This window comes from Natranaeroarchaeum aerophilus, assembly GCF_023638055.1.
In the GTDB taxonomy this organism is placed as follows: domain Archaea; phylum Halobacteriota; class Halobacteria; order Halobacteriales; family Natronoarchaeaceae; genus Natranaeroarchaeum; species Natranaeroarchaeum aerophilum.
The window spans coordinates 50,598-73,220 of record NZ_JAKRVY010000010.1 but is presented as its reverse complement, the minus strand read 5'-3'; the positions used below and the strand labels follow the sequence as shown (position 1 = coordinate 73,220).

General features: G+C 60.9%; 27 protein-coding genes. 17 read left to right on the top strand and 10 right to left on the bottom strand.

The annotated features are described in order from the left end of the window. Positions 1–67 precede the first annotated feature (67 nt). Complete coding sequence (han, locus tag AArcSt11_RS14915; protein WP_250598249.1) at positions 68–1,966, top strand: Hef-associated nuclease; 1,899 nt, start codon at positions 68–70, stop codon at positions 1,964–1,966. 6 nt (positions 1,967–1,972) lie between these two features. On the opposite strand, the gene AArcSt11_RS16905 is transcribed toward han, so the two are convergent. From AArcSt11_RS16905 to AArcSt11_RS14900, 3 genes are all read right to left on the bottom strand, one after another. Beyond that, positions 1,973–3,646, bottom strand: coding sequence for a phospholipase D-like domain-containing protein (locus AArcSt11_RS16905; RefSeq protein ID WP_250598248.1), 1,674 nt, complete (start codon positions 3,644–3,646; stop codon positions 1,973–1,975). Positions 3,647–3,709: 63 nt separating this feature from the next. Continuing rightward, on the bottom strand, positions 3,710–4,699 hold the full coding sequence (locus AArcSt11_RS14905) for a glutathione S-transferase family protein (RefSeq protein ID WP_250598247.1): 990 nt from the start codon (positions 4,697–4,699) through the stop codon (positions 3,710–3,712). A gap of 310 nt (positions 4,700–5,009) precedes the next feature. Next, the gene (locus tag AArcSt11_RS14900) at positions 5,010–6,218 is read right to left on the bottom strand and encodes a hypothetical protein (protein WP_250598246.1); all 1,209 of its coding nucleotides are present in this window, start codon (positions 6,216–6,218) and stop codon (positions 5,010–5,012) included. Between the two features lie 128 nt (positions 6,219–6,346). Here AArcSt11_RS14900 and ribH point away from each other — a divergent pair, with 128 nt between their 5' ends. Both ribH and AArcSt11_RS14890 read left to right on the top strand, forming a co-directional pair. After that, a complete protein-coding gene (gene ribH, locus AArcSt11_RS14895) occupies positions 6,347–6,757 on the top strand; it encodes a 6,7-dimethyl-8-ribityllumazine synthase (protein WP_250598245.1) in 411 nt (136 codons plus the stop codon). Position 6,758: 1 nt separating this feature from the next. Beyond that, positions 6,759–7,904, top strand: coding sequence for a pyridoxal phosphate-dependent aminotransferase (locus tag AArcSt11_RS14890; RefSeq protein ID WP_250598244.1), 1,146 nt, complete (start codon positions 6,759–6,761; stop codon positions 7,902–7,904). Here AArcSt11_RS14890 and AArcSt11_RS14885 read toward each other — a convergent pair. Beyond that, positions 7,895–8,512 carry a DUF7509 family protein gene (locus AArcSt11_RS14885; RefSeq protein ID WP_250598243.1) on the bottom strand — a complete coding sequence of 206 codons (618 nt, stop codon included), beginning with the start codon at positions 8,510–8,512 and terminating at the stop codon, positions 7,895–7,897. The two genes, AArcSt11_RS14890 and AArcSt11_RS14885, sit on opposite strands and share 10 nt — an antisense overlap. A gap of 98 nt (positions 8,513–8,610) precedes the next feature. On the opposite strand from AArcSt11_RS14885, the gene AArcSt11_RS14880 reads away from it, so the two are divergent. Continuing rightward, the gene (locus tag AArcSt11_RS14880) at positions 8,611–9,015 is read left to right on the top strand and encodes a helix-turn-helix domain-containing protein (RefSeq protein WP_250598242.1); all 405 of its coding nucleotides are present in this window, start codon (positions 8,611–8,613) and stop codon (positions 9,013–9,015) included. 43 nt (positions 9,016–9,058) lie between these two features. Here the strand turns inward: AArcSt11_RS14880 and AArcSt11_RS14875 are convergent, their stop codons facing one another. Next, positions 9,059–9,490 carry an FAD synthase family protein gene (locus AArcSt11_RS14875; RefSeq protein ID WP_250598241.1) on the bottom strand — a complete coding sequence of 144 codons (432 nt, stop codon included), beginning with the start codon at positions 9,488–9,490 and terminating at the stop codon, positions 9,059–9,061. Next, entirely contained in the window at positions 9,484–10,008 is a 525-nt protein-coding gene (locus tag AArcSt11_RS14870) for a Mov34/MPN/PAD-1 family protein (protein WP_250598240.1), read from the bottom strand. Before AArcSt11_RS14870 ends, AArcSt11_RS14875 begins: the two co-directional genes overlap by 7 nt. Positions 10,009–10,112: 104 nt before the next feature. On the opposite strand from AArcSt11_RS14870, the gene AArcSt11_RS14865 reads away from it, so the two are divergent. Both AArcSt11_RS14865 and AArcSt11_RS14860 read left to right on the top strand, forming a co-directional pair. Continuing rightward, on the top strand, positions 10,113–11,813 hold the full coding sequence (locus AArcSt11_RS14865) for a histidine kinase N-terminal 7TM domain-containing protein (RefSeq protein ID WP_250598239.1): 1,701 nt from the start codon (positions 10,113–10,115) through the stop codon (positions 11,811–11,813). Between the two features lie 65 nt (positions 11,814–11,878). Next, a complete protein-coding gene (locus AArcSt11_RS14860; protein WP_250598237.1) occupies positions 11,879–12,223 on the top strand; it encodes a hypothetical protein in 345 nt (114 codons plus the stop codon). Here the strand turns inward: AArcSt11_RS14860 and AArcSt11_RS14855 are convergent. From AArcSt11_RS14855 to AArcSt11_RS14845, 3 genes are all read right to left on the bottom strand, one after another. Continuing rightward, entirely contained in the window at positions 12,220–13,377 is a 1,158-nt protein-coding gene (locus AArcSt11_RS14855; protein WP_250598235.1) for an NAD(P)/FAD-dependent oxidoreductase, read from the bottom strand. The genes AArcSt11_RS14860 and AArcSt11_RS14855 overlap by 4 nt on opposite strands. 70 nt (positions 13,378–13,447) lie before the next feature. Continuing rightward, positions 13,448–14,431, bottom strand: a complete 984-nt coding sequence (gene mvaD, locus AArcSt11_RS14850; protein WP_250598233.1) for a phosphomevalonate decarboxylase MvaD — start codon at positions 14,429–14,431, stop codon at positions 13,448–13,450. A gap of 240 nt (positions 14,432–14,671) precedes the next feature. After that, on the bottom strand, positions 14,672–15,064 hold the full coding sequence (locus AArcSt11_RS14845) for a DUF7522 family protein (protein ID WP_250598231.1): 393 nt from the start codon (positions 15,062–15,064) through the stop codon (positions 14,672–14,674). Positions 15,065–15,162: 98 nt separating this feature from the next. Here AArcSt11_RS14845 and nth point away from each other — a divergent pair, with 98 nt between their 5' ends. Both nth and AArcSt11_RS14835 read left to right on the top strand, forming a co-directional pair. Then, complete coding sequence (nth, locus tag AArcSt11_RS14840) at positions 15,163–15,846, top strand: endonuclease III (RefSeq protein WP_250598229.1); 684 nt, start codon at positions 15,163–15,165, stop codon at positions 15,844–15,846. A 97-nt stretch (positions 15,847–15,943) separates the two neighbouring features. After that, entirely contained in the window at positions 15,944–16,183 is a 240-nt protein-coding gene (locus tag AArcSt11_RS14835; RefSeq protein WP_250598227.1) for a hypothetical protein, read from the top strand. Between the two features lie 9 nt (positions 16,184–16,192). Here the strand turns inward: AArcSt11_RS14835 and AArcSt11_RS14830 are convergent, their stop codons facing one another. After that, the gene (locus tag AArcSt11_RS14830; protein ID WP_250598225.1) at positions 16,193–16,675 is read right to left on the bottom strand and encodes a DUF7321 family protein; all 483 of its coding nucleotides are present in this window, start codon (positions 16,673–16,675) and stop codon (positions 16,193–16,195) included. A 93-nt stretch (positions 16,676–16,768) separates the two neighbouring features. Between AArcSt11_RS14830 and AArcSt11_RS14825 the strand changes: the two genes are divergently transcribed. The 9 genes from AArcSt11_RS14825 (at position 16,769) to AArcSt11_RS14785 (ending at position 22,623) form a co-directional block, all read left to right on the top strand. Next, positions 16,769–17,671 (top strand): DUF7319 domain-containing protein, encoded by a 903-nt coding sequence (locus tag AArcSt11_RS14825; RefSeq protein ID WP_250598223.1) that lies wholly within the window; start codon positions 16,769–16,771, stop codon positions 17,669–17,671. A 62-nt stretch (positions 17,672–17,733) separates the two neighbouring features. Continuing rightward, positions 17,734–18,411: a plastocyanin/azurin family copper-binding protein gene (locus tag AArcSt11_RS14820; RefSeq protein WP_250598221.1), complete on the top strand. Its 678-nt coding sequence runs from the start codon at positions 17,734–17,736 to the stop codon at positions 18,409–18,411. 3 nt (positions 18,412–18,414) lie between these two features. Beyond that, positions 18,415–18,810, top strand: coding sequence for a DUF7318 family protein (locus tag AArcSt11_RS14815; RefSeq protein ID WP_250598219.1), 396 nt, complete (start codon positions 18,415–18,417; stop codon positions 18,808–18,810). 2 nt (positions 18,811–18,812) lie between these two features. Beyond that, positions 18,813–19,676, top strand: coding sequence for a ubiquinol-cytochrome c reductase iron-sulfur subunit (locus AArcSt11_RS14810; RefSeq protein ID WP_250598217.1), 864 nt, complete (start codon positions 18,813–18,815; stop codon positions 19,674–19,676). Position 19,677: 1 nt separating this feature from the next. Continuing rightward, on the top strand, positions 19,678–20,475 hold the full coding sequence (locus tag AArcSt11_RS14805; protein WP_250598215.1) for a cytochrome b: 798 nt from the start codon (positions 19,678–19,680) through the stop codon (positions 20,473–20,475). A 4-nt stretch (positions 20,476–20,479) separates the two neighbouring features. Then, positions 20,480–21,253: a cytochrome b family protein gene (locus AArcSt11_RS14800; protein ID WP_250598213.1), complete on the top strand. Its 774-nt coding sequence runs from the start codon at positions 20,480–20,482 to the stop codon at positions 21,251–21,253. A gap of 31 nt (positions 21,254–21,284) precedes the next feature. Continuing rightward, positions 21,285–21,599 (top strand): DUF7315 family membrane protein, encoded by a 315-nt coding sequence (locus AArcSt11_RS14795; protein ID WP_250598211.1) that lies wholly within the window; start codon positions 21,285–21,287, stop codon positions 21,597–21,599. Further along, positions 21,592–21,861, top strand: a complete 270-nt coding sequence (locus tag AArcSt11_RS14790) for a DUF7314 family protein (protein ID WP_238477178.1) — start codon at positions 21,592–21,594, stop codon at positions 21,859–21,861. Before AArcSt11_RS14795 ends, AArcSt11_RS14790 begins: the two co-directional genes overlap by 8 nt. A gap of 99 nt (positions 21,862–21,960) precedes the next feature. Beyond that, the gene (locus AArcSt11_RS14785; RefSeq protein ID WP_250598209.1) at positions 21,961–22,623 is read left to right on the top strand and encodes a sensor domain-containing protein; all 663 of its coding nucleotides are present in this window, start codon (positions 21,961–21,963) and stop codon (positions 22,621–22,623) included.

Below are 22,623 nucleotides of genomic sequence, written 5' to 3'. Positions count from 1 at the left end.
TGACGGGCCGTAGCGTCCACACGAGTTGCAAAGCGTTTTACACGGTCGTTGCCATTCTTCGATAACGATGACTGACGATGAGGCAACCAGCACGGGTGACACGAAGTCTCCCGTGGTCTACGATCTCGATTCGGAGTGTACGCTCGACGAGGTGACGGAGGACGGTCTGTATCTTGCGACGGTCAACGGCGTCGTCGAATACGGTGTCTTCGTCGACCTGTCCGAGTTCGTCTCCGGACTCGTGCACGAATCGAAACTCGACGGGGAGTACGAGGTCGGCGACCAGCTGGTCGTCGATCTCGAAGAAGTACGAGAGAACGGTGATGTTTCGTTCCGCTCTGTCGATATTGACGACTACGAACTCGAAAGTGTCTCCCACGAGTACGATATTACACCCGTCGAGGAGCTAGAGGACAACGTCGGTAGTACGGTCTATCTCGCAGGACAGGTCGTTCAGATCAAACAGACTGGCGGTCCGACCCTCTTTCACGTGCGCGACGAATCGGGAATCGTTCCCTGTGCAATCTTCGAATCCGCCGGCGTGCGTGCCTATCCGGAAGTTTCGGTCGACGATTACGTCCGCGTGAGCGGAACCCCCGAGCATCGGGAAGGGGCAATCCAGATCGAAGCCGACTCCCTGACTGCTCTAGACGACGAGGAGGCGACGGAGATCGAGGCTCGCCTTGACGCCGCGGTAGAGGAGCGTGCAGCCCCTGCAGACGTCGACCCGCTCATCGAGTGGGAGGCGTTCGAGAAACTCCGACCGGATCTCGAATCGGTCGCAAAATTGCTTCGCCGTACCGTTCTCGAAGGGCGTCCGATCCGAATCCGTCACCACGCCGACGGCGACGGAATGTGTGCGAGTGTCCCGGTCGAGCTGGCCCTCGAGCGGTTCATCGAGGAGGTCCATGAGGATCCCGAAGCCAAGCGACACCTGTTCAAGCGACTTCCGAGCAAGGCACCATTCTACGAGATGGAGGACGCGACGCGTGACCTCAACTTCGCCCTCGAAGACCGGGAGCGCCACGGACAGAAGCTCCCGCTCCTGCTTATGCTGGACAACGGGAGCACCGAAGAGGACACGCCAGCCTACGAGACGCTGCGACACTACGACATCCCGATCGTCGTCCTCGACCATCACCACCCCGACCCGGAGGCCGTCGAACCGCTCCTGACCGAGCATGTCAATCCGTACCTCTACGACGAGGACTACCGGATCACGACGGGAATGATGTGTGTGGAACTCGCGCGGATGATCGACCCTGATCTGACGGACGAACTTCGACACGTCCCAGCAGTCGCTGGCATCTCCGATCGCTCGGCCGCCGACGCGATGGACGAGTACCTCGAACTGGCTGCGGAAGTCGGCTACGACCCCGACGAACTGGAGGACGTTGGCGAGGCGCTGGACTATGCCGCACACTGGCTTCGCTACGACTCCGGTCGACATCTCGTCAACGACGCGCTGAACGTCGGCTGTGAGGACGAGGAGCGCCACCACGAGTTAGTTGACTTCCTGGCAGAGAAATCCCGGACCGAGATCGACGAACAGCTAGAAGCTGCGTTACCGCACGTCGAGCACGAGCGACTCGACAACGGTGCTCATCTCTACCGCGTCGACGTCGAGAACGATACGCACCGGTTTACGTATCCTGCTCCCGGGAAGACGACCGGCGCGATTCACGACCACAAGGTCGAAGAGACCGGCGATCCGGTAATCACGATCGGCTACGGTCCTGACTTCTCCGTGCTCCGGAGCGACGGTGTTAGACTGGATATCCCCCGGATGGTCACGGAACTCGACGAAGAGATAGTCGGCGGCGGCGTTAGCGGCGGTGGCCACCTCGTCGTCGGCTCGATCAAGTTCGTCAAAGGGCGGCGTGAGGAAGTACTCGACGCGCTCGTCGAGAAGATGGCCGAAGCCGAGATCGACGAAGCGCTTAGCAGCACGAAATCGTCGGTTTGAGACCCGTCACGCGAATTCGACCCTTCTGTGTGTGGTGACAGTTGCGCCGGTTGTTCCTGCTACCAGCACCGCCCCGAGTCCAACCGGCAATCGCCAGCGGATTCCGTCCCAGTCCGAGTTGAACACGCGGGTATAGTATTCCGCAACCTCGTTCCCGTCGAGTACCAGCGCAAGCTCCCTGTTCTCTCGTAATGAGTGAGTGTTCCAGTTGATACTCCCGACGATGACCGTTTCCTCGTCTATAATAACTCCTTTTGTATGGAGCTTTTCGTAGCTGCCCCCGGGATCGGCCAGTCGGACGTCGATATCGAGATCATCGGTATCCGCGATCCCGTCGATCCACTCCCGCAGCTCCGCGTTTTCGTCGTCCGTATACCACGCGCTGGAGAGGAGAATACGGAGTTCGACCCCGCGACGTGCGGCCTCAATCGCTTCCTGTAGCAGCGGGTCATCCTGTCCGCCGATCGAGACCTGTGTAAGCAGGATGGACTCATCCGCGTCCTCGATTTCTCTCCGGATCTCGGGCTCGGCGTTGTCCGGCGCTGTAAGAACCGTTACCTCCTCGACAGTGAGCTGCTGGGGGTCGAACTCTGCGGGATACGTTCCTCTCGCCTCTGGTTCCTCGACCGGCTCGACGGTCTCGCCGTACTCCTCCCACTGTAGCGAGTCGCTGGCACTGAGATCTTCCTCAAAGACGTCTGCGATCGCTTCCGCGCTCGCTCCGTCGTGTGTAACGACGCCCCATCCGCGATTTGCCTGCCCACCAGCTCCGGACGGTTTCCAGTTTTCGGTCATGACGATCGCCTCGTCGTCGGCGACCGCAAACTTCCCGTGATGGAACCGATATCTCGCGTGGTCACCACCGAACGCGACCACGTCGACTCCCGCCGCGGTCAGTTCGTCGAGTTGGTCGACCGAGCGGTTACTCGTCCCGCCCACCGGAGACGCTTCGACCGCAATCTGGGTATCGACCCCGCGTTCGTGTGCCGCGATTAGCGCGTCTGTTACCCGTGGGTCGGAGTAGGTGTATGCAGCAAGCATGACTCGTTCGTCGGCACGCTCGATCAGCTCGACCGGTGTTTCGGGAGCGTCCGGCAACACGAACGCGGTTGCCTCCGTATCGTTCGTCGTTGCCGGTGCGATATCGGTCGCTTCGATTGGCGACCAGACCCCCGTTCCTTCTTCCGTTCGCTCCCAGAGCTCCGCTTCCGACGCACGGTCGTAAGTGACGCTGTCAACGATGCTTCCGTTGCGTTTGAGCGTCACCGTCTCTCCGTCTTCGGCGAACTGTATGTGTCCGTCGAGGGGATAGACGTCATGGTTCGTGTGCTGTCGCGTTTCCGCCGGATCGTGGCTCAATACGACAGTTCCTTCTATCGGCTCGTTCGGTAGATGCGCTGTTTGTCGACCGTCATCGTGGAGCGACCACCCGTCCGTCTCGGTCTCGGTCGGGAACTCGATCGTGACGAATTCGCCGACGTTGCCGTGGGCGACCGGACTCGGGTAGAGTTCGACGATACGCGGTTCTGTGGGCTCGGTAGCGTTTCCGGTGTGGGATGGTTCGTGCGGATCGAGCCCGCTTGCTGCCGATGCGGTTGTGATACCGACGATTCCGCCGACCAGCAGCAGGGCTACGAGGGTGGCGGCTAGCGTATATCGGCGGCGCTTCGTCCTCGGCACGTGCTCTTTCGCCGCGTACCTGTACAAAAACGTGTGGTCGGTGCTGAACGAGTTCCGTCAACCTCACAGCAGCGCGTCCGGCGGACCACCTGCCAGTTCGTCGCGATTGTGGGGTGCCTCGAAGTCGGGGTCCGGCCCCACCGGCACGAGTCCAGTGGGGTTGATATCGTCGTGGGTGACGTAGTAGTGCTGTTTGATGTGGTCCATGTTCACCGTTTCGGCGACGCCCGGCAGCTGGTAGAGTTCGCGAAGGTAGCCCCAGAGGTTCTCGTAATCGGAGATCCGGGCGACGTTGCATTTGAAGTGGGTGTGATACACTTCGTCGAACCGCACCAGTGTGGTAAACATGGCAATGTCGGCTTCGGTCAGGACGTCGCCAGTGAGGTAGCGCTGGTCGGCCAGCACGTCGTCCCAGTGATCGAGCGCGTCGAATAGCTCCGTGGTCGCTTCCTCGTGGGCTTCCTGTGATTTGGCGAACCCGGCGCGGTAGACGCCGTTGTTGATCGGGTCGTAGATTGCCTCCATGACGCGGTCAACCTCGTCACGGTATCCGTCGGGATACAGATCTACGTCACGCTCGCCGAGATCGTGGAACGCGGTGTCGAGCATCCGCATAATTTCGGCAGACTCGTTGTTGACGACTGTCTCGCGCTCCGTGTCCCAGAGCACCGGGACTGTCACGCGCCCGGTAAAACTGTCGTCGGCAGCCGTGTAGACGTCCCGAAGGTAGTTGGTTCCGTTGACCGTATCGGGTGTGCAGTCGTCTTTTTCTGGCCTGAATCGCCACCCATCCACGATCCGGATCGGGTCGACAACGTCGACCGAGACGACGTCTTCGAGCCCCTTGAGCGCTCGCGTAATTAGGGTTCGGTGCGCCCAGGGACAGGCCTTGCTGACGTAGAGATGGTAGCGGCCCGGCTCTGCGGGAAACTCGGCGTCCGAGTTCGCGGAGACGTGCTCACGAAACGAGGTCTTCTGACGCTGGAAGGCCCCGGAGTCGTCTGTCGCTTTGAACGCTGTCCGCGTCCACTTGCCGTCGAGAAGCATGTGCATACCTCTTGAGGGGGGCTCCCGAGGCTAATACCCATCGTCGCCACCCGTCGATTTCCGGCTCCGCTGTCTGACGCTCCATCCAGATACGCAGACGATTGAAAAACCGTCCGGATATCTATAATACATCCTGTAACTAGATAAATTGCCCAATACCAAAACAAATAAAAAGATGCGATATGATGTGTAAATATGGGCGCGTTTAGTGCATCGCTGAAGGTGGCACAGGTCGTGGGAATCAAAACACTGCTTGGGGTTGTACTGATGTTGACTCCGATGATGCTACTGCTGTATTTCGGCGCGTTGTGACCGATTACTCGTTTGCCGACCAATCTCCCTGAAACATCGTTCGCAATCCGGATTTTCCGGCGAGCGTCTCGATCGTCTCCCGCGCAGTCGCCAGTGAACGTGTCGTGTCCAGTTGCCACCCGTTCTGTAGGGCTACTGAGGGCCCATCGAGTTCGTGATCGAGCACGGTGTGACCGTCCTGTGGTCCCCATGGCAGTGTAATACTGCCTCCGAGTGCCCGCTGCTCCAGCAAGTATTCGATCGCGAGTCGAGTCGCGGTGGCTGCGTTACGGTGTCCAACAGCGCCGACCGAGCTTCGACCGTCAAAAAACCGAACGACGAACTGTTCGTCCCGCTTGATATCCGAGAGTAACGTTTGATCGGGATCGACGTCGATATCCGGAGTGGCCAGTTCGTCGACCTCGTCGACGGATACTTTCCTGACTTCTTGCTCCGTCCCGTAATCCGACTCCTCTATCTGCCGCTCACCATCTTGCTGTTTCCGGAGCCCAGCTGTCTCCGATGGTCCACCAGCATCCCCCCGTGTCCCGTGGCTGGCCTCTCTGTTGTCCGTATCAGCGTCGCCCGGTCTGTTTGCAGTCTCGGCGCGCATCCGAAACGTCTCGCACAGGCGATCGAGAAACGCGTCCACGGCATCATCGACCGTACCGGCGACGTCTTCGCCAGTCGTCGCAACGACGCGCTCGGTGAGATCCGTATGTATCGCCTCGCGGTCACTGTCCAGCTGCCGTGCCGCGACAGCAAACCGTTCCTGACGATGCGCGACTCGTCGTGACGCCGCCGCCTCGGTGTACCGTTCGACGACATCCATCCGATCCGGTAACACGACCAGTTCGGCTCCACGACGGTCCACTGCGCCAGTGTCGTCGACACCGGCAAAGACGAACTGTCGCCCGTTCGTGAGGATCCCCCAGTCGACGCCAGTATCGAGTAGCAGCCCTCTCAGCGCTTCGGCGTCCTGTTCTGAGAGATCCGTACTGCAGGCACACGTCTGAACGAAAATCTCGGGCGCGTCCTCGACGAGGAGTGCGAAGTCGACCGGACCATAGTCCGGAACCTCGTACTCGGCGACGATTTCGTCGAGCGACCAGCCCAGCGTCGTCAGGAACGGTCGTACAAGCCGGAGCTGGGTGTTTCGTTTCGAGAGTGAGTCGGTCGACGCAATGCGCTGTTCTGCCTCGGAGACGTACGCCTGGAGCGCCTCGACATCCATCGTCCCACCGTTTCGGTTCCACAGTACTAACTGCTCGGGTGACTCGGGGCTGGTTCCGATGATCGCCCGTTCCCACGATCCGACACTGGAACGGTAGTTCTTTTAGGAGCCGAAACCACCCGCACCATATGGTAACGCTCGGCCTGGTGGTCGCGACGTTCAACGCGCCGGTCACCGACAAGATGGCTGCGTCGGCACGGTCTGCCGCCGAGGAGGCGGGGGTCGACATCGCTGCGGAGATCGAAGTCCCCGGCGCGTACGATACGCCGCTGGCCGCTGACCGACTGGCACGTCGGGACGATATCGATGCCGTCGCCGTCGTCGGCGCGATTATCACCGGTGACACTGACCACGACGACGTGATCGGCACCGCGGCGGCCCAGAAGCTCACCGAGGTCAGTCTAGAACGGGATACGCCGGTCGCGATGGGGATTACTGGTCCCGGACAGAGCGCCGACGAGGCCCGAGCGCGTACCGACTACGGTGCACGAGCGGTCGAAAGCGCGATCGATCTCGCAACCGAACTGGAGGACCTATAACATGGATTTCGCAGATAGAGTCGAACGTGTCGAACCGAGCGCGACGCTTGCGATCAGCGATCTCGCGTCCCAACTCGAAGCCGAGGGCGCGGACGTCGTCGATCTGAGCGTCGGCGAACCGGACTTCCCGACCCCCGAGAACATCGTCGAGGCGGCCAAAGACGCGATGGACGCCGGACACACCGGCTACGCACCGTCGAACGGCGTCCCCGAACTGAAAGACGCCATCGCCGAAAAGCTCCACGACGACGGCCTCGACCAGTATAGCTCCGAGAACGTCATCGTGACACCCGGCGCGAAGATGGCGCTGTACGAGACCGTTCAGGCGCTGATCGAGGACGGTGAGGAAGTCGTTTTGCTCGATCCCGCGTGGGTCTCCTACGAGGCGATGGTAAAGATGGCAGGCGGCTCGCTCACCCGCGTAGACACCTCGGAATACGACTTCGCGCTCGAACCGGCCCTCGACGACCTCGCCGAGGCCGTCTCGGACGAAACCGAGCTCATGGTCGTGAACTCCCCCGGCAACCCGACCGGCGCGGTCTACTCAGACGCGGCGCTCGAAGGCGTCCGTGACCTTGCCGTCGAGCACGACTTTACCGTCATCTCCGACGAGATCTACAAGGAGATCACCTACGGCGTCGAACAGACCAGCCTCGGGACGCTGGAGGGGATGGAAGACCGCACGGTCACGATCAACGGCTTCTCGAAGGCCTACTCGATGACCGGCTGGCGACTCGGCTACGTCGCCGCTCCCGAGGAGCTGATCGGCCAGGCGGGCAAACTCCACTCCCACTCGGTTTCCTCCGCGGTCAACTTCGTCCAGCACGCCGGGATCGAGGCGCTGGAAAACACTGATGAGGCGGTCGAGGAGATGGTCGAGGCGTTCGCCGAGCGCCGCGAGTTCCTCGTCGACCTGCTCGCCGAGCGTAACGTCGACGTCGCCGAACCCGATGGGGCCTTCTACATGATGGTGCCGGTAGATGACAATGACCAGGCGTGGTGTGAGGGCGCGATCGAGGACGCACACGTCGCCACTGTCCCCGGGAGCGCGTTCGGGACGCCCGGCTACGCGCGGATCTCCTACGCAAACAGCAAGGAGCGGATCGAGGAGGCCGTCGAGCGACTCGACGCTGAAGGCTACCTGTAGGCCAGATCGCCGAACCGTTCGCGGTTCATCGTCGTGAGGACGAACCGTCTCAGTACGTCGATCAGCTCACGTTCAGTCTCGTACGTCTCGATACGGAGGTCCCACCGTCGCCGCGCCGACCGTATCATCTCGCTCGTCACGTCCGACTCACGTACGAAGACTATTCGCTCTCCGTGTGTTTCGGCGAGGCGTTCCAGCACACTTCCGGCTTCCTCTCCGACGCCGAAGTTGTGGCCCAGAAACGGCAGGATGAACGCTGTCGCGTTTGCACATCTCGCGTACTCGATACTCTGTGTCACCGCATCTATCGTTTCGGTATCGATATCGACGTCGACCGCGAGAAACGCATTGATCGCCGGCTCCGTTCGAAGACTACCCTGGACCCGACGAAGTAGCGCCTTTGCCTCGTCGATATCGTCCCTGTTCCGGAAGAGCCGCCTGAACGGACCGGGTAGCTCTTCGATCGGCGTTTCTTCGCGTTGTTCCTCCGTCAGTACGTAATTGAGGTTGAACGATTTGTACGGGCCCATCAGGTAACAGAGAAATCGGTCGTGTTTGACCGCTCCAAGCCGAGATCTGATCCGGTCCCGTGTTATTTCTTGGGACATGACCTGACAGTGACGCTGTTGGTTTATAAAAGACCGTGATTTCAGCAAACACTGGCTTGATAAAGACTAAACATGTCGGTCGCGTACTCGAACGTACGATGGGAACGAGACACGGCCGAGCGACGGGGGAGCCACCGGACGACCCGAGCGAATTGCTCCCGGAAACGAGCATCCTCTCGCTCGACGAGTATCTCGAGATGCAGGCCGCAATCGGCAATCGGACCCGTTTCGAGATCGTCTACCGGCTGGTCCGTGCCGACGAGTTGACTCCGACGGAGCTCGATTCGAAGATGGATCTCGACGATAGTACGCTTCACTATCATCTCGGAAAACTCCAGGACGTCGGTCTGATCGAGAAGCGCGTCCGTACGGAACGGGATAGTGACGGTCTCTACACGTACTACCGATCGACCGTTCTCGGCGAAGCAATCCTCGAACACGGCGTCGAAGAGCTACTCCGGCGTGAGTGGGATTTCACCGACGCCTACGACAGCACCACGTAGCACTCTTTTGCAGGCAATTCGCTTTGCTGATACACCGGCCAGATCAGCGTCGCTCCTCGAGTATCCGCTCGATAATCAGACCGGTCGAGAGCAACTCTTCCTCTGAGTCCGGCTCGCGCGCCGAGGCACGTTCGACCGCACAGTCGATCCCGCGCCGATCCAGTTCCGCCTGAATCGCGTCGTCGTCGTGGTGCTGGTCGTGACCCAGGGCGATGACGTCCGGATCGAGCTCCTCGATCGGTCTGAAAATATCGTCGGGATGTCCCAGAACCGCCCGGTCGACCGGCTCCAGCGCTTCGATCATCGCCACGCGTTGAGAGTCGGGGAGGATCGGGGGCTGCTTGTGAGTAACGTTCTCTCCCCGGGCGACGATGACGACGAGCTCGTCACCCATCGCCGCGGCGTCCCGCAGGTAGTGGACGTGACCGGGATGGAGGATGTCGAAGGTGCCCTGTGCGACGACCGTCGTCACCATCGTCGCCCCCGGTCGAACTCGTCCTCGCGCAGTTCGGCGTCGATGTCGTGCTGGTCGAAGTGGAAGAACTCATCGTCATCGGGCAGGTCGACATCGAGGACGTTTAGCTCGGTCGGCTGGCCGTCCGAGTCGAACGCCTTCCAGTCGGTGCGTCCATAGGGCGCACCGATGATGATGTGGACATCGCCCCGGGTAAACGTCGCCAGGTCGGCCTTGCTCGGGCGCAGCGCGCCGTTGGGATGCGAGTGGACCGAGCCGAGCGACTTGTTGTCGTTCGGGATCATGTTCGTCTTGACTGTCGCGCTGACGCTGTTCGATTCCGTGCCGGGGATCACGAGCACGTCCGTGATGACGAGTCCATCTCGGTCGAGACCGACCTCCCGGGCTTCCGTCCCGCGCAACATTCCCATGTACTCGTCGGGGTGTGTTTGTTCGGACGCCTGCAGGGCGAACTCCAGCGTCTCCCGGGCGATCCCGAGGACTTCGCTCGACCGGAACAGGGAATCGAACAGGCCCATGGTGGGTACTCACCGTCTGTGGATGCTAAACGTTCCGGAACGCGCGCCCGTTCGACCGCCGATAGCCCAAACGTTTTGCCTACTCCACCGCTGTCTGCACAGTAGTGTCGCTCAGTGTGCAGTGGTCGTGGTTGGCGCTTGTTACTCTCTCCAGTGGGTTTGCCAATCTGATTCTCGTCTGGGCGGTCTCGAAACACCGCGATCAGGTCGGTGGGACGTGGTTCATCGGCGTTGCCTCGCTGATGACTGCGATCTGTTTCGCCTACGGCGGCGCGCTGTTCGTGTTCGACCCGCTGTGGTTACGTGAGCTTCTGGAGATGGTGGTGATGCTGTGCACCCTCTGGCTTGGCGTTGCCTGGCTCGCGTTCGCGCTGGTGTACACCGGCCGACAGTACGTGCTTCGGACCGTCCCCGCAGCCGCTATCACCGGCTTTTTCGGTATCATCACGCTCGTCGCGCTGACGAACGGCTATCACGAACTGATCTGGATGGGGTTCGAACTCGATCCAGTTGCTGGGGCGGCGACGGTAACCTACGATCTCACTCTGATGTTTTACGTGCTGTTTGCCATCGGCGTCATCCTCCTGAGTATCGCCCAGTTGCTGTTGCTCGATACGCTGCTCAGCTACGGCCGGCTGTTCCAGTCGCAGGTCGCTGCCCTGTTGCTCACCCCGATCTTTCCCGTGGTCGGTATCGTCGCGTACTTCTTTTCGCTCGGCCCGGTTCCACAGTACAGCTTTCTGCCGCTCCTGTTGGTTCCGCATATGCTGCTCGACATTTACGCCCTGTTCAGTGCGGGAATGTTCGAGTTCAAGCCAGCGACTCGTCGCATCGGTGAACGGACGGCTATCGACGACCTCGACACGCCAGTGCTGACCGTCGATACCGAGGGCCGACTCATTAACTTCAATACGACCGCCGCAGCGTTGTTCGGCGAGCGCGCGCGGGGACTGGTCGGGCGAAACCTTTCCGAACTCCTCTCGACGGAGATCGATCTCGGGAATCGGGAACAGGACATCGAACTCCTGATCGACGGCGAGCGACGGCAGTACCGGATCACGAGTTCGCCGTTCGAGAACGTGGCCGGTACCCCACTGGGCTATACGACTGTTCTACAGGACATCACCGACCTCCGCCAGCGCCAACAGCGCTTTGCAGTGATCAACAGGGTGCTCAGACACAACCTCCGCAACGATCTCACGGTTATCGGCGGTCACGCCGAACTGATCGCGGGACGAGATACCGATCCATCTGTCACCGATTCCGCGGAGACGATCGTCGATGAGAGCGCAGCCCTGGTGGCCCTTGCCGAACGTGCCCGTGAACTGAACCGGACGATCGACGGGACCGTCGCGGACGGCGAGCCGACGAAACTCCGTGCTCTCGTCGACGACCTCGTTGACGAACGTGCCGATTCGGTGTGGAGTCCAGAGGTCGACATCTCGGAGGGTCTCTCCGTGCGAACCGATTCGGACGTCCTGGCGCTCGTGCTTGGTAACCTGCTGGACAACGCGATCGAACACATAGAGGATCCGTCTGTCCGGATTAGCGCGATACCGGTACGAGACGATGGTGACTCCATCCGTATCGAGATCACGGACACCGGCCCCGGCATTCCGGAGGCGGAGCTCGACGCACTGCAGAACGGGAGCGAGGACGCCCTCCAGCATGGCAGTGGGATCGGGCTCTGGGTCGTCCAGTCGGGAATCACTGCGCTCGGCGGTGATCTCTCCTTTTCGACGGAGAATGGTACCACTGTCACGCTTCGGATCCCCGGAGCGGTACGTGACGACCTCCCCCGGTGAATATACTTTCAGACAACTACTATCGGATATGTTGGGTTTAACAAGGGCGAGGTAGAATTACTGGTATGGTCGTTAGTTCACTCATTACGTTCGTCGTCAGTCTGTTCATTGGCGGTATCGGTATCTACGTCGGGGCGAAAGTCGTCGCCGATGTCGAGGATTATTCGTACGCACTGATCACGGCGCTGATCGGAGGGATTCTGTGGGGAGTCGTCGAGTTCATCGTTCCCTTCATCGGCGGACTGGTCGCGTTCATCGCGTATCTCTGGCTGATCAATCGGCGCTATCCCGGCGGCTGGATCGACGCCATCCTGATCACGTTGATCGCGTGGCTCGCGATTTTCGTCACGCTGGTGATCCTGTCGATGGTCGGACTCGGCGGGTTCGATGCCTACGGCGTCCCGGGTTAACACTCCCGTTCTGGACCCAGCTCGCTGTTGACGAGATCGACCGCCTCTCGCACGCGGCCAATCGTCGTGAGATAGGACGCACCGATCGTCGCTTTTGCCGTTGCCGCCGCCCGCCCAGTGACAACCGTGGGACCGAGCTGTGCGACGGCATCGTCACCGACACTGACGACCCAGCCCGGTGAGTCGAAGGTGAACCGCTCGGGTCGGGGATCGAACAGTCCACCACCACCGCGGTCGTGCTCGATGGCCCGAGCGATGCTGTCCGCAACCGGGTTGGCTTCGCGAACGGCAGCCTGCGCGCTCGCCGGGACCGTCTCCCCATCGTCGTCGACGACCCGGGCCGTATCCCCAAGGACGAAGGTCCCATCCCCAAGTTCGAGTGTGCTTCGGACGTCGGGTCGGTCCCCGCCGAGGGCGTCAGGTCCCTGGAGGCCGCCGGTCCAGACGAGTAGATCGTACTCGATGTCCTCGCCGCTGGCAAGCGTAATCGTGTCCTCGCTGACACCGGCAACCGTCGCTCCCGTCCGCACTGTGACTCCTTGCTCGTCGAGTGCGCGTTCGATCGCCGTCGAGAAGGACTCACGAAAGTTCGGGGCGACCCGGTCGCGCATCTCCAGGAGCTGCAGGTCGGGGATCCCGTCGGCCCCACCAACCGTTCGGGCCAGCGCAGCCAGCTCTCCCGAGACCTGAATCCCGGAGAGCCCGGCCCCCCCGACGACGACCCGACCGTCGGTCCGGTCGAGAATATCCAGAAAACGCTCCCGGATCATCTGTGCGTCGGACAGCCGTTTGACTGGATGGCTGTTCGCGTCCAGTCCGGGTATTCCATAGTGGGCCGTTTCCGCCCCGAGCGCGATCCCAGCATAGTCGTACTCCAGGGTGCGCTCGCCGTCGAGTTCGACGATCTTCGCGTCGACGTCGATGCCGGTCACCGTGGCCGTCTCGACTGTCGCACGGTCGACGAGGTCGTCGAGAGGGATCGAGATTTCCTCGGCCAGCTCCGGCTTCCGGATCACCCGATGGAGCTCCTGCTGGACCAGATGCTCGCCGGTATCGTCGATCAGGCGGATATCGACATCGTGTGGCAATCTGTCTTCGAGGCGCTGTGTGAGGGCAACGCCAGCGTAGCCGCCGCCGAGAACGAGCACGTTCATACCGATCCTATCGATTGCTGATAGTAAAGCCTGTCTGCGAACGTTCGGTGACGGGAACCGGAACGCCGGGTCAGAACAACGCTTCTGACTCGTCGAGGATCCGGGCGGGACCGCCGACCTGCCAGATGGCGGACGTAACGCCGCAGTCTTCGAGGGTCTCTTTGACCTGTTCGGCGTGCTCGTCGGTCGTGTTGACGTAGACGCTCGCGCCGGTATCGGTCGAGAAATACGCCGGGATATCCTCCTCGTTGCGGAGCTCCCGGACGGCGTTGAACACGCGCAGGGTCGCTGGCTGCCAGTAGACCCACCCGGCGGGACCTGTCATCGTCGTTGCTGCAAGCGAGAGTGAATCGTGCTCCGCGAGCTCGAAAGTACGCTCGAAGTCGGCCGCTCGAAGCGCATCACGCGCCTCCGCGATCTGCTCGTGGATATGCGCCAGTCGGGCCTGGAACATGTGACTGTCGGCGGCTTCCTCGTGTGCCTGTTCGGTCTCCTTGTACGATGGAACGAGCCCGATGACGACTCTGAGGTCCTCTTCGAGATCGGTCTCGATCCGCTCCGAGCGGCAGTCCTCGTCGTTGAGTCCGGCGTACAGATGAGAGAACCCACCCGTCACCGCGCGTGCAGCAGAGGAGGAGCCACGGCGAGCGATCGTCGAGATCTCGGGGCGGGACCACTCCAGTTCGGCGGCGTTTGCCAGCGCCATCGCGGCCGCCGCAAAGCCCGACGAGGACGAGCCGAGGCCGACGTTCGTCGGGAAGGAGTTCTCGCTTTCGAGCTTGACGCCGTACACCGCGTGTGGAGCATCCGAAGTCTTCCGGACGTAGTCGACGACGTCGTCGACGCGCTCTTTCGCGCGTCCCTCTAGCTCCTCGCCGTCGACGATATAGGTGTCTTCCTCGCGCTCGAAGTCGAACTCGACGGTCGTTTTCGTGTGACTCGGCGCGGTACAGACGCTGATGCTGTCGTGGTAGGGAAGCCGCAACTGCTCATCTCGCATTCCGTGGTACTTCACCAGCCCCTGGATCGGGTGTGCCTTCGCGGTGGCTTTCATACCATCATGGCGTCGTGATACGCGCATAAAGGTTCGGCTTGGAAGCTGCTCCGGTTGCGGTCACTCCAACGGGCTTCCATCGATCGTCAGTCCTCGCCCGCCACGCCGCTTCGAGGATCGCCGTCCCCTCGACCTCGAAGCCCTACCTAACTTCGAAACTTGTAGTATTACGGTTCGAAACACGGAGTAAAACACTACAAAAAGTGTAGTATAGGAACACGAGGGTCACTGCCTGCCGACTCAGGCGTCTACTGCCTCGAACGACGATAGCACGTTCCGCACTGCGACGCTTAACTCCTCGAAGCGATCGATCGACATGTCGTCGGTCGTCACCCAGACGCCGTGTCCGTCGTGGACGACCCGGGTGAGATAGCCGTACTCGAACATCCGAATCGTCGCCTCGTACTCGCCGAGTTCGGTGTTCTCGTATGCCTCCTGGGACCGGAACCCGAGTCGTTCGTGCTCCGCAAACCCTTCGAGGTTTGCGTCGGGATCCAGGTCCGACCGCAGGTAGAGCTGATCGACGTCCTCGTGTGTGAAGTACGTGATACTCCGGAGCTCGTCGCCGACCGCTGTTCGACAGACGCTTAACAACTCCTCGTCGAGCTCGAACTCCTCGTTAGCTGGCGTCATACGCTGGCAGTTCGACGCGAGTCCAGATAATGTGATGGGCTAGTTACTGACCGGCGAGAAACCGAACCGCTGAAACCCCTCCGCTCGAACGCGAACGCATGGGAACGCCGCTCGAACCGCGAGACGCGCAGGCCGAGGAAGTCGTCGACCGCCTCATGGAGGAGTACCCCGACAGCACCATCTCGTTGCGGTACTCGAACCGGCTCGAACTGCTGATCGCCGTCATCCTCTCGGCGCAGTGTACCGACGAGCGGGTCAACAAAGAGACCGAACACCTCTTTGCCAAGTACGACGGGCCAGAGGACTACGCGAGCGTCGACGAGGAGGAACTCGCCGAGGATCTGAACTCGATCACGTACTACAACAGCAAGGCGGGCTACATCAAAAGCTCCGCACGGGACATCATCGAGAAACACGACGGCGAGGTCCCGGATACGATGGACGAACTCACCGAGCTCTCCGGCGTCGGGCGCAAGACGGCAAACGTCGTCCTCCAGCACGGCCACGATGTCGTCGAGGGTATCGTCGTCGACACACACGTTCAGCGCATCTCGCGACGGCTCGGACTGACCGAGGAGAAACGTCCGGAAGCCATCGAGCCGGATCTGATGGAGATCGTCCCCGAGGACGTCTGGCAACAGTATACGCATCTCCTGATCGATCACGGGCGCGCGACCTGTACCGCACGGAACCCGGACTGTGACGACTGCGTGCTCGCGGACATCTGTCCCTCGGAGAAGGGGGACAGCGACATCGACCTCGCCAGCGGCGAGGCGTGGTGACGGGTATCCCACGGGTGCGCAACCGTTCGTATCCGCTGCTAGAGAGGTCCACAAAGCCATTTACGGCTCGGCGTGGGAGTTCACGGTGGGAGAGAGAATGACTGACGAAGAGACAGCGGCCGACCGACGCACAGAGACTGGCGGGGACGAGGGCCGTGAGACACCACCGCACCACTCGGTCGATGACGACCTCACCGAGGAGGAAAAGGAAGCGCGTCGGCGCGCAGCAGAGGAACGAGCGGAACAGGAACGCGAGGACTCAAAGGAGCGCGCACAGGACGCCAAAGAGCAGGAGAACGCGAACGCACACCGTGACGACCCGCCGTTTAACAGCTAACTGACGGCGTCACCACAGGAATGTAAATCGGAGGACGAACCGGAACAGGCCGAGCAGATAGGCGATGATCCAGCAGCCGACGTAGCCGAAGACGCCGATCCGGAGTCGCCATCGCCACGCACCCATGTTTTCGTGTAACTCGCCGATGTCGATGTCACCGCTCGTATCGTGATAGAGGTTGTGCTGGCGCTTGACCTGGAAGATCCGGACGATCCCAGTCAACGCGACGAGCAAGAGTGCGTACGCCTGCAGTCCGAAGAACATATGCACGGCAAGCAGGGGCGAAAACTGATTGAACGCGTTTGGCACCATCCACGTCAGCATCGGGACGGTCGTCAGTGCCAACCCCGCGGTGACGTACTTGAGATGGCGCATCAGAACGTTCCAGGTGACGACTTCTTCCTGGATGATGATCCACGCACCGTAGAGATACAGGGGAAAGCTAAGCGTCACGAGCAGCGTGGCCACCGTCGCGACGACGTACTCCGACATCGTCTGCTCTTGGGAGGACGGAGTGTTAAATGGCGCGAAAGGTCCGAAATCGATGGCGGAAAACGTATGTCTCGGGCGGCCCAACTCGGGATAATGGCTGACTCATCGACGTCACCCGACACCGAGGGCGACGCTGATCGGTCCGACGTTCAGGAGTCGGCGGACGCCGAAGAGATCGAGACCGATAGTGACGTGGACACCACCAGCAACGCGGCCCCTGACGGCGACGAGCCGACCGATGAGGAGCTCCTCGCCGAAATCGAGTCCCAGTACGACTTCGACGATTTCGGCCCGTCCGACATGGCGGAGATGTCGGTCGATGAGTGGGAGGCGGCGTTCGACGCAGACTCGTGGATCACGGGCGCGGAGCTGATCGACCGCGTCGAACAGGAACTGCTCGCGAGGATCGCACAACGTGAGGTGTTTGCCGTACTCGAACGCGTCGATGCGGGCGAAGGCGATGAACTGCTGCTTGCGTACTCCGATCAGGATTACGCGTTGATCTATCCGGACGGCGGCGTTGAGGGGACCGGCACTGTTCTTCGTGACGTCAAACCCAGTATCGCGCTGTGCTCGATGGAGGAGTACGATCCGCAGATCCCACCGGAGGGTGACTTCCTGCTCCCACATCCCGACGAAGTGCCCGAACAGAGCAGCGAGATCGGGAACCTGATGATCCAGTTGATCGCCGGCGCGCAGTTGCTCGCTGCTGTTGGGCTGATCGGTGTGTCGCTGTACTTCGGAGTCACTGGCAGCGGCGGGCAGGGGACGGCGCTGATCACTGGTGTCGCGGGATTCGCCTTCGGTGTTATCGCGCTCTTTCTGTTCGTCACCGTGGCGAACGCTCGGCTCTCCGATCGCTTCCGGTCCGAGGAGTACAGGGGGCGGCTTCGTTCGATCGGTCTGGAAGACGGCGAGCGCCCGGATTTCCTGCCGATCGAGGATCCCGATGCACAACTGCGGCCGGTTCGAGAACGGAACCGAAACGGTGATTAAACCCCTCGCTTTGGCGGATTCATCGGTGGGTTTAAGCAAACCCAATCCTGAACTTTGCGTGTATGAACAGGCGGGACTTTCTGAGGACGGCCACCGGCGCGTCGGCTGGCGCGGCCGCTGTTAGCGCAGTCGGTACGACAGCCGCGGCCGACGGTCGCGATGCGTACTCCGCCGTGTCTTCGCTGCAGGAGGAGGACGACGAGGAGAACGGCGAGGAGGAGAACGGTGCGGAAGAAAACGGTGAGGAGGCAAACGGCGCAGCCGAGAACGGCGACGAGGCTACCACGGAGACGGTGATCGTCGGGCCGGACGGGAACAACGTCTTCGATCCGGACGATCTGACGATCGAGCCGGGCACGACGGTCGAATTCATCTGGGAGTCGGACACTCACAACATCGCGGTCCAGAGCGGGCCCGACGAGTGGGAGGGTCACGAACCGATCGAGGATACCGGCTTCGAGCACGAACACACCTTCCAGGAAGAGGGCACCTACGAGTACGTCTGTGAGCCCCACGTTGCGGCCGGGATGGATGCGACGCTTACCGTCACGGAAGACGCTGGAGGCGCGGCGGCACAGGGACCGACCGAGGTCGATCCCCACGCGATCGGCGTCCCCGTACAAAAGCACTTCATTGGTATGGCGACGTTCGCCGCGATCTTCGTGACCTTCGTGTTCACGTTCTACGTGCTCAAGTACGGCGAATCGGCAAACACGAGTTACCCCAACAAAAAGGACTGACCAATGTCATCAACAGGAAGTTCCTACGGCGACATTCACCGCTACGAGCAGCCCCGCGAGAGCACGGCTGCCGCGCTCGCGATCGTTCTGCTGACGATCATTGAAATCGTCTTCGTCGGCATCTTCACCTTCGGGCTCATCGAGGGCTGGGCACGCGGTGCCGATCCCGACCCCGGTAACATGTTCCTTGGCACGATTCTGGCGCTGATCTTCATCGATCTCGCTTTTATTCTTGCGCTCTATCGCAAGGAGTTCCTGCCGGACGTGATGATCGTCAAGAAGCGACGCCGCAAGTGGGAGGATCTCTACATTAACGAGGAAGACGCCGACGGCCAGGAGCTCGGAGACGGCGCAGTCGAGCAGTTCAAACGAGCAGTTTACCCGTATTACAAGAAATAAACATGCCAGATAGCGACAAATATCCGGTCGAATCCGGTCGCCGCCGCTTCGTCAAAGGCGTCGTCGGGAGCGCTGCGCTCTCGGGGATCGGCGTCACCACTGCGGTGAGCGTCGACTCCATGACGTCCCAGACGGGAGCAGGTGGCGGGACGACGGTGTACAGAGGTAACGAACTGGTCAGTGGCCCTGCCCCCCGTGGGATGCCACAGATTCCACTTGAAGTCGACGACGAAGGCTACGTGCGCGGAATCTGGCCCGACGTCGAGGAAGCCGAGGGCCCCGACGATGTCGCAACCGCGGAACAGGAGATCGGTGGCGTCAACTACTCGACGACGTGGTTCCAGTACTGTGGCTCCCAGACGAGCCCTGCAGTGGATCCCCGAGAGGACCGTGACAACTACTTCCGATACGTCGGCGCGACCCAGATCGACTGGCAAAACGAGGAAGTGGAGGGCGGCGATCGCGTCCACGTCGACGACTTCGCTGACTACGACGATTACGATACGGTCGTCGGCGATGCAGGTGCCGGGAAACCCGCGCTGGTCAACTGGCGTTCCGAAGGGCTCTCCCCGGCTGACCGGCTGCCGGTACTTCTCATCCGGAGCCCGGAAGTCGAGGAGGCGGCTCAGGACGACGAGTGGATCGAGGGGTCGACGGACCAGGGGTTCATCGCCAACCTCAACCAGTGTACGCACTACTGTTGTGTCCCCGGCTTCCGTGTGCTTGGCGAGTCCCGACAGTTCGGCGCGGAGAACATGATCTACTGCAACTGTCACCAGTCGGTGTACGACCCGTACAGCATCACCGAGCAACAGTACACCGCACTCCCCCGACCGGGAGATTCGGTCCTACCGGGTGGGAACTAGTATGAGTCTGCAAAAGAAAGACGAGTTCGATCACGGCGAGTGGCTTGACAACAAGGAGCTCTCGCTGATCGAGAAGACGTATCTGTTCACCCTGATGTGGCTCGACAAGCGACTTCGGGTCGTGGACTATCTTGAGCTACTGGAAGACCAGTACTACAAGATGAACATGCAGATGCCCAAGAGCCACACGGAACAGTACAACCTGGACAACAAGTTCTGGTACTGGTATCCGTTATACTCACTGGGTTCGTTATCGATCATCGCGTACGTCGTGTTGGCGATAACAGGTGCCCTGCTTGGCTTCTATTACGCGCCCGCGACGGCGGGCGAGGAAGCCTCGGTCGCGTACAACCAGATGTTGTTCATTATGGCCGAGCTAAACTTCGGGTTCATGCTCCGGAGCATCCACCGCTGGGCGGCCCAGTTCATGGTTGCCGCCGTGTTCTTGCACATGCTGCGCGTCTACTTCACGGGCGCGTACAAGGAGCCCCGCGAGGTCAACTGGATCATCGGCGTCGTGTTGATCCTCCTCTTGCTCCTGTTCGGCTTCAGCGGCTACCTCCTGCCGTGGAACCAGCTCTCGCTATGGGCCGGGCAGATCGGGGTTGAGATGGCGATGTCAGTGCCGCTTGTTGGTGAATGGGCGGCGCTGCTCATCTTCGGCGGGTTCGAGATGGGCCAACCGACGTTAATGAGAATGTATATTATGCACGTGTTCATCCTGCCGTTCGTCGTCACGGCGCTGATCGCGCTACACGTCGGAATCGTCTGGATGCAGGGGATCGCGGAGCCACACTAAAACAATGTCAGAGGATCAAGAGACACGAGCGGACGGAAGCGGAACAGGCATCGTGCCGCCGGACGACGAGACACCCACGTGGCGCAATCGCAAGGAGCGCACGCAGGGGCTCTCCCGGCTGACCTACGAGTACTTCGAGCGGGCCCGACGAGAGGACCAGGACCTGCGCCAGGAGTCGGACTACGTCGAGCGCGATGTGCTCGGCTTCCCGGCATGGCCACACGAAACCATCCGGAATCTGGCGATCACGAGTTTCTTCATCGGGATTATCATCTTCCTGTCGGCGACGATGCCGCCCCACTTCGGGGATCCGGCGGACCCGAGTACGACCCCCGCGGTCATCCTGCCCGACTGGTATCTGTACTGGTCGTTCGGCCTGCTTCAGACCGACCCGCTCAACCCCGAACTGGCGATTCTGGGCGGCGAGCGCCTGATGCAGTCGGACACGTTCGGCGTCCTCGTTCACGCGCCGATCATCGGCCTGATCTTCCTCGTCCCGTTCCTGAACAAGGGGAGTGCGCGACGCCCCGTAGAGGAGCCGTTCTGGGCCGCGCTCGGGATGACCGGCGTCATGTACTCGTTCACCTGGAGCGCGCTTGCAATCGACAACATCATCGCCGAGCGCGTTCCGATGATGACCGCAACGCTACTGTTCGATCTTGTGTTCATCGTGCCGATCGTCTCGGGGGTGATTACCTACTCCGTTTTGAAGGCGATGCAGGAGGGGTACATGTACAACCTGAACCGTCGGTACTACCGGCTTCGACCGCCACGATAACCCTTTTCTCGTTCCGGATCTCCTTCTAGGTATGGCCGACTCGAACGCGCCGGACGACCGCGCGTCCCTGCAACGTGATGTCCTTGTTCCGATGGAGATCTACAAGGTCGTGACGGTGTTTTCGATGTTGATCGCGATCGGACTCGTCGTCGGCGGGTTTCTGGTGCTCGACAGCGCCACTGATCAGGCGACCGCCGAGACGGAGGATGTCAACGTTATCACTGCACTGCTTGGTATCGGTTTGATCGCCTTCGGCGGCGTCGTCTACGTATTCTCGACTCGCTTTCAGCCCGAAGCAATGGGAAACGCTAAAGACGACACCAACCAAGATACAGGTAATGGCTGACGAGTTCATCAAGGGGCTGGCGACGTTCAGTGGCGCCGCCATGCTGTGGATGATCCTCGCGGGCTGGTACCGGACCTCTAGCTTTGAGGGACCGCAGTTTACCGAGGCTGCCCCGACGGATCCGAGCACGTTCGACGCGATGGGTATCATGCTGATGGACGGAATGTTCTGGTTTATGATCCTCGGAACGCTAGCGTTCTGGGTTGTCATCCCTGCGTACAAGGAGTTGACCGCGGCAGTCGAAGAGCGGAACGCCAACTAGGTCGCTTTTCTCTCACCGTCGACTTGCGTTGATCGGCAGTCTGATCTCCGACACAGTTCGTGGAAAACACCTATGTCTGACGGGTGACACGTATACGGTATGTCACCCGTCGATAGCTCAACATCCTCCGGCAGTGGCTGGCTCTCCAGAACCGTAGGTCTCGTCTTTGAGCGCCAGACGTATCGGCATCTGCTGTATCTGCTGCTGGCGTTTCCACTCGGACTGATATACTACCTGTTTGTCGGCTTCGGCCTCACGTTCGGACTGGTGCTTTCCGTCGTAGTTGTCGGCGTCGCCGTGCTGGCAGCGACGATCGGTCTCGTCCGGTTGTTTGCCGAACTCGAGCGGCGGCTGGCCAACGCGCTGTTGTCGACGTCGTTAGGTCCTGCTGGTGACGTTGACAGAACTGGTAGTGGCGTACTCGCGACAGTGACGCGCTACGTTGACGCTCCGTCGACGTGGCGGGGACTGAGTTTCGTGACGATGAAACTCTGGACCGGAATCGTCGGTCTCGTGCTGATCGTCGGGCTGGTCAGTGCCGTACAGATGGCGACCGCTCCGCTTCATTATCCCCATCGAGTCGAGTTCGGTACGGTCAACGGCGAACCGATCGCATGGACCATCAACACTCTCCCCGAGGCGGCACTTGCGGTTCCGATCGGGGGACTACTGATCCTCGTGTGTCTCCACGTCACGAACGCCGTCGCGTACGTCTGTGCCCGGATCGCGGAGGCACTGCTCGGCTCGGATGAAAATGTCTGA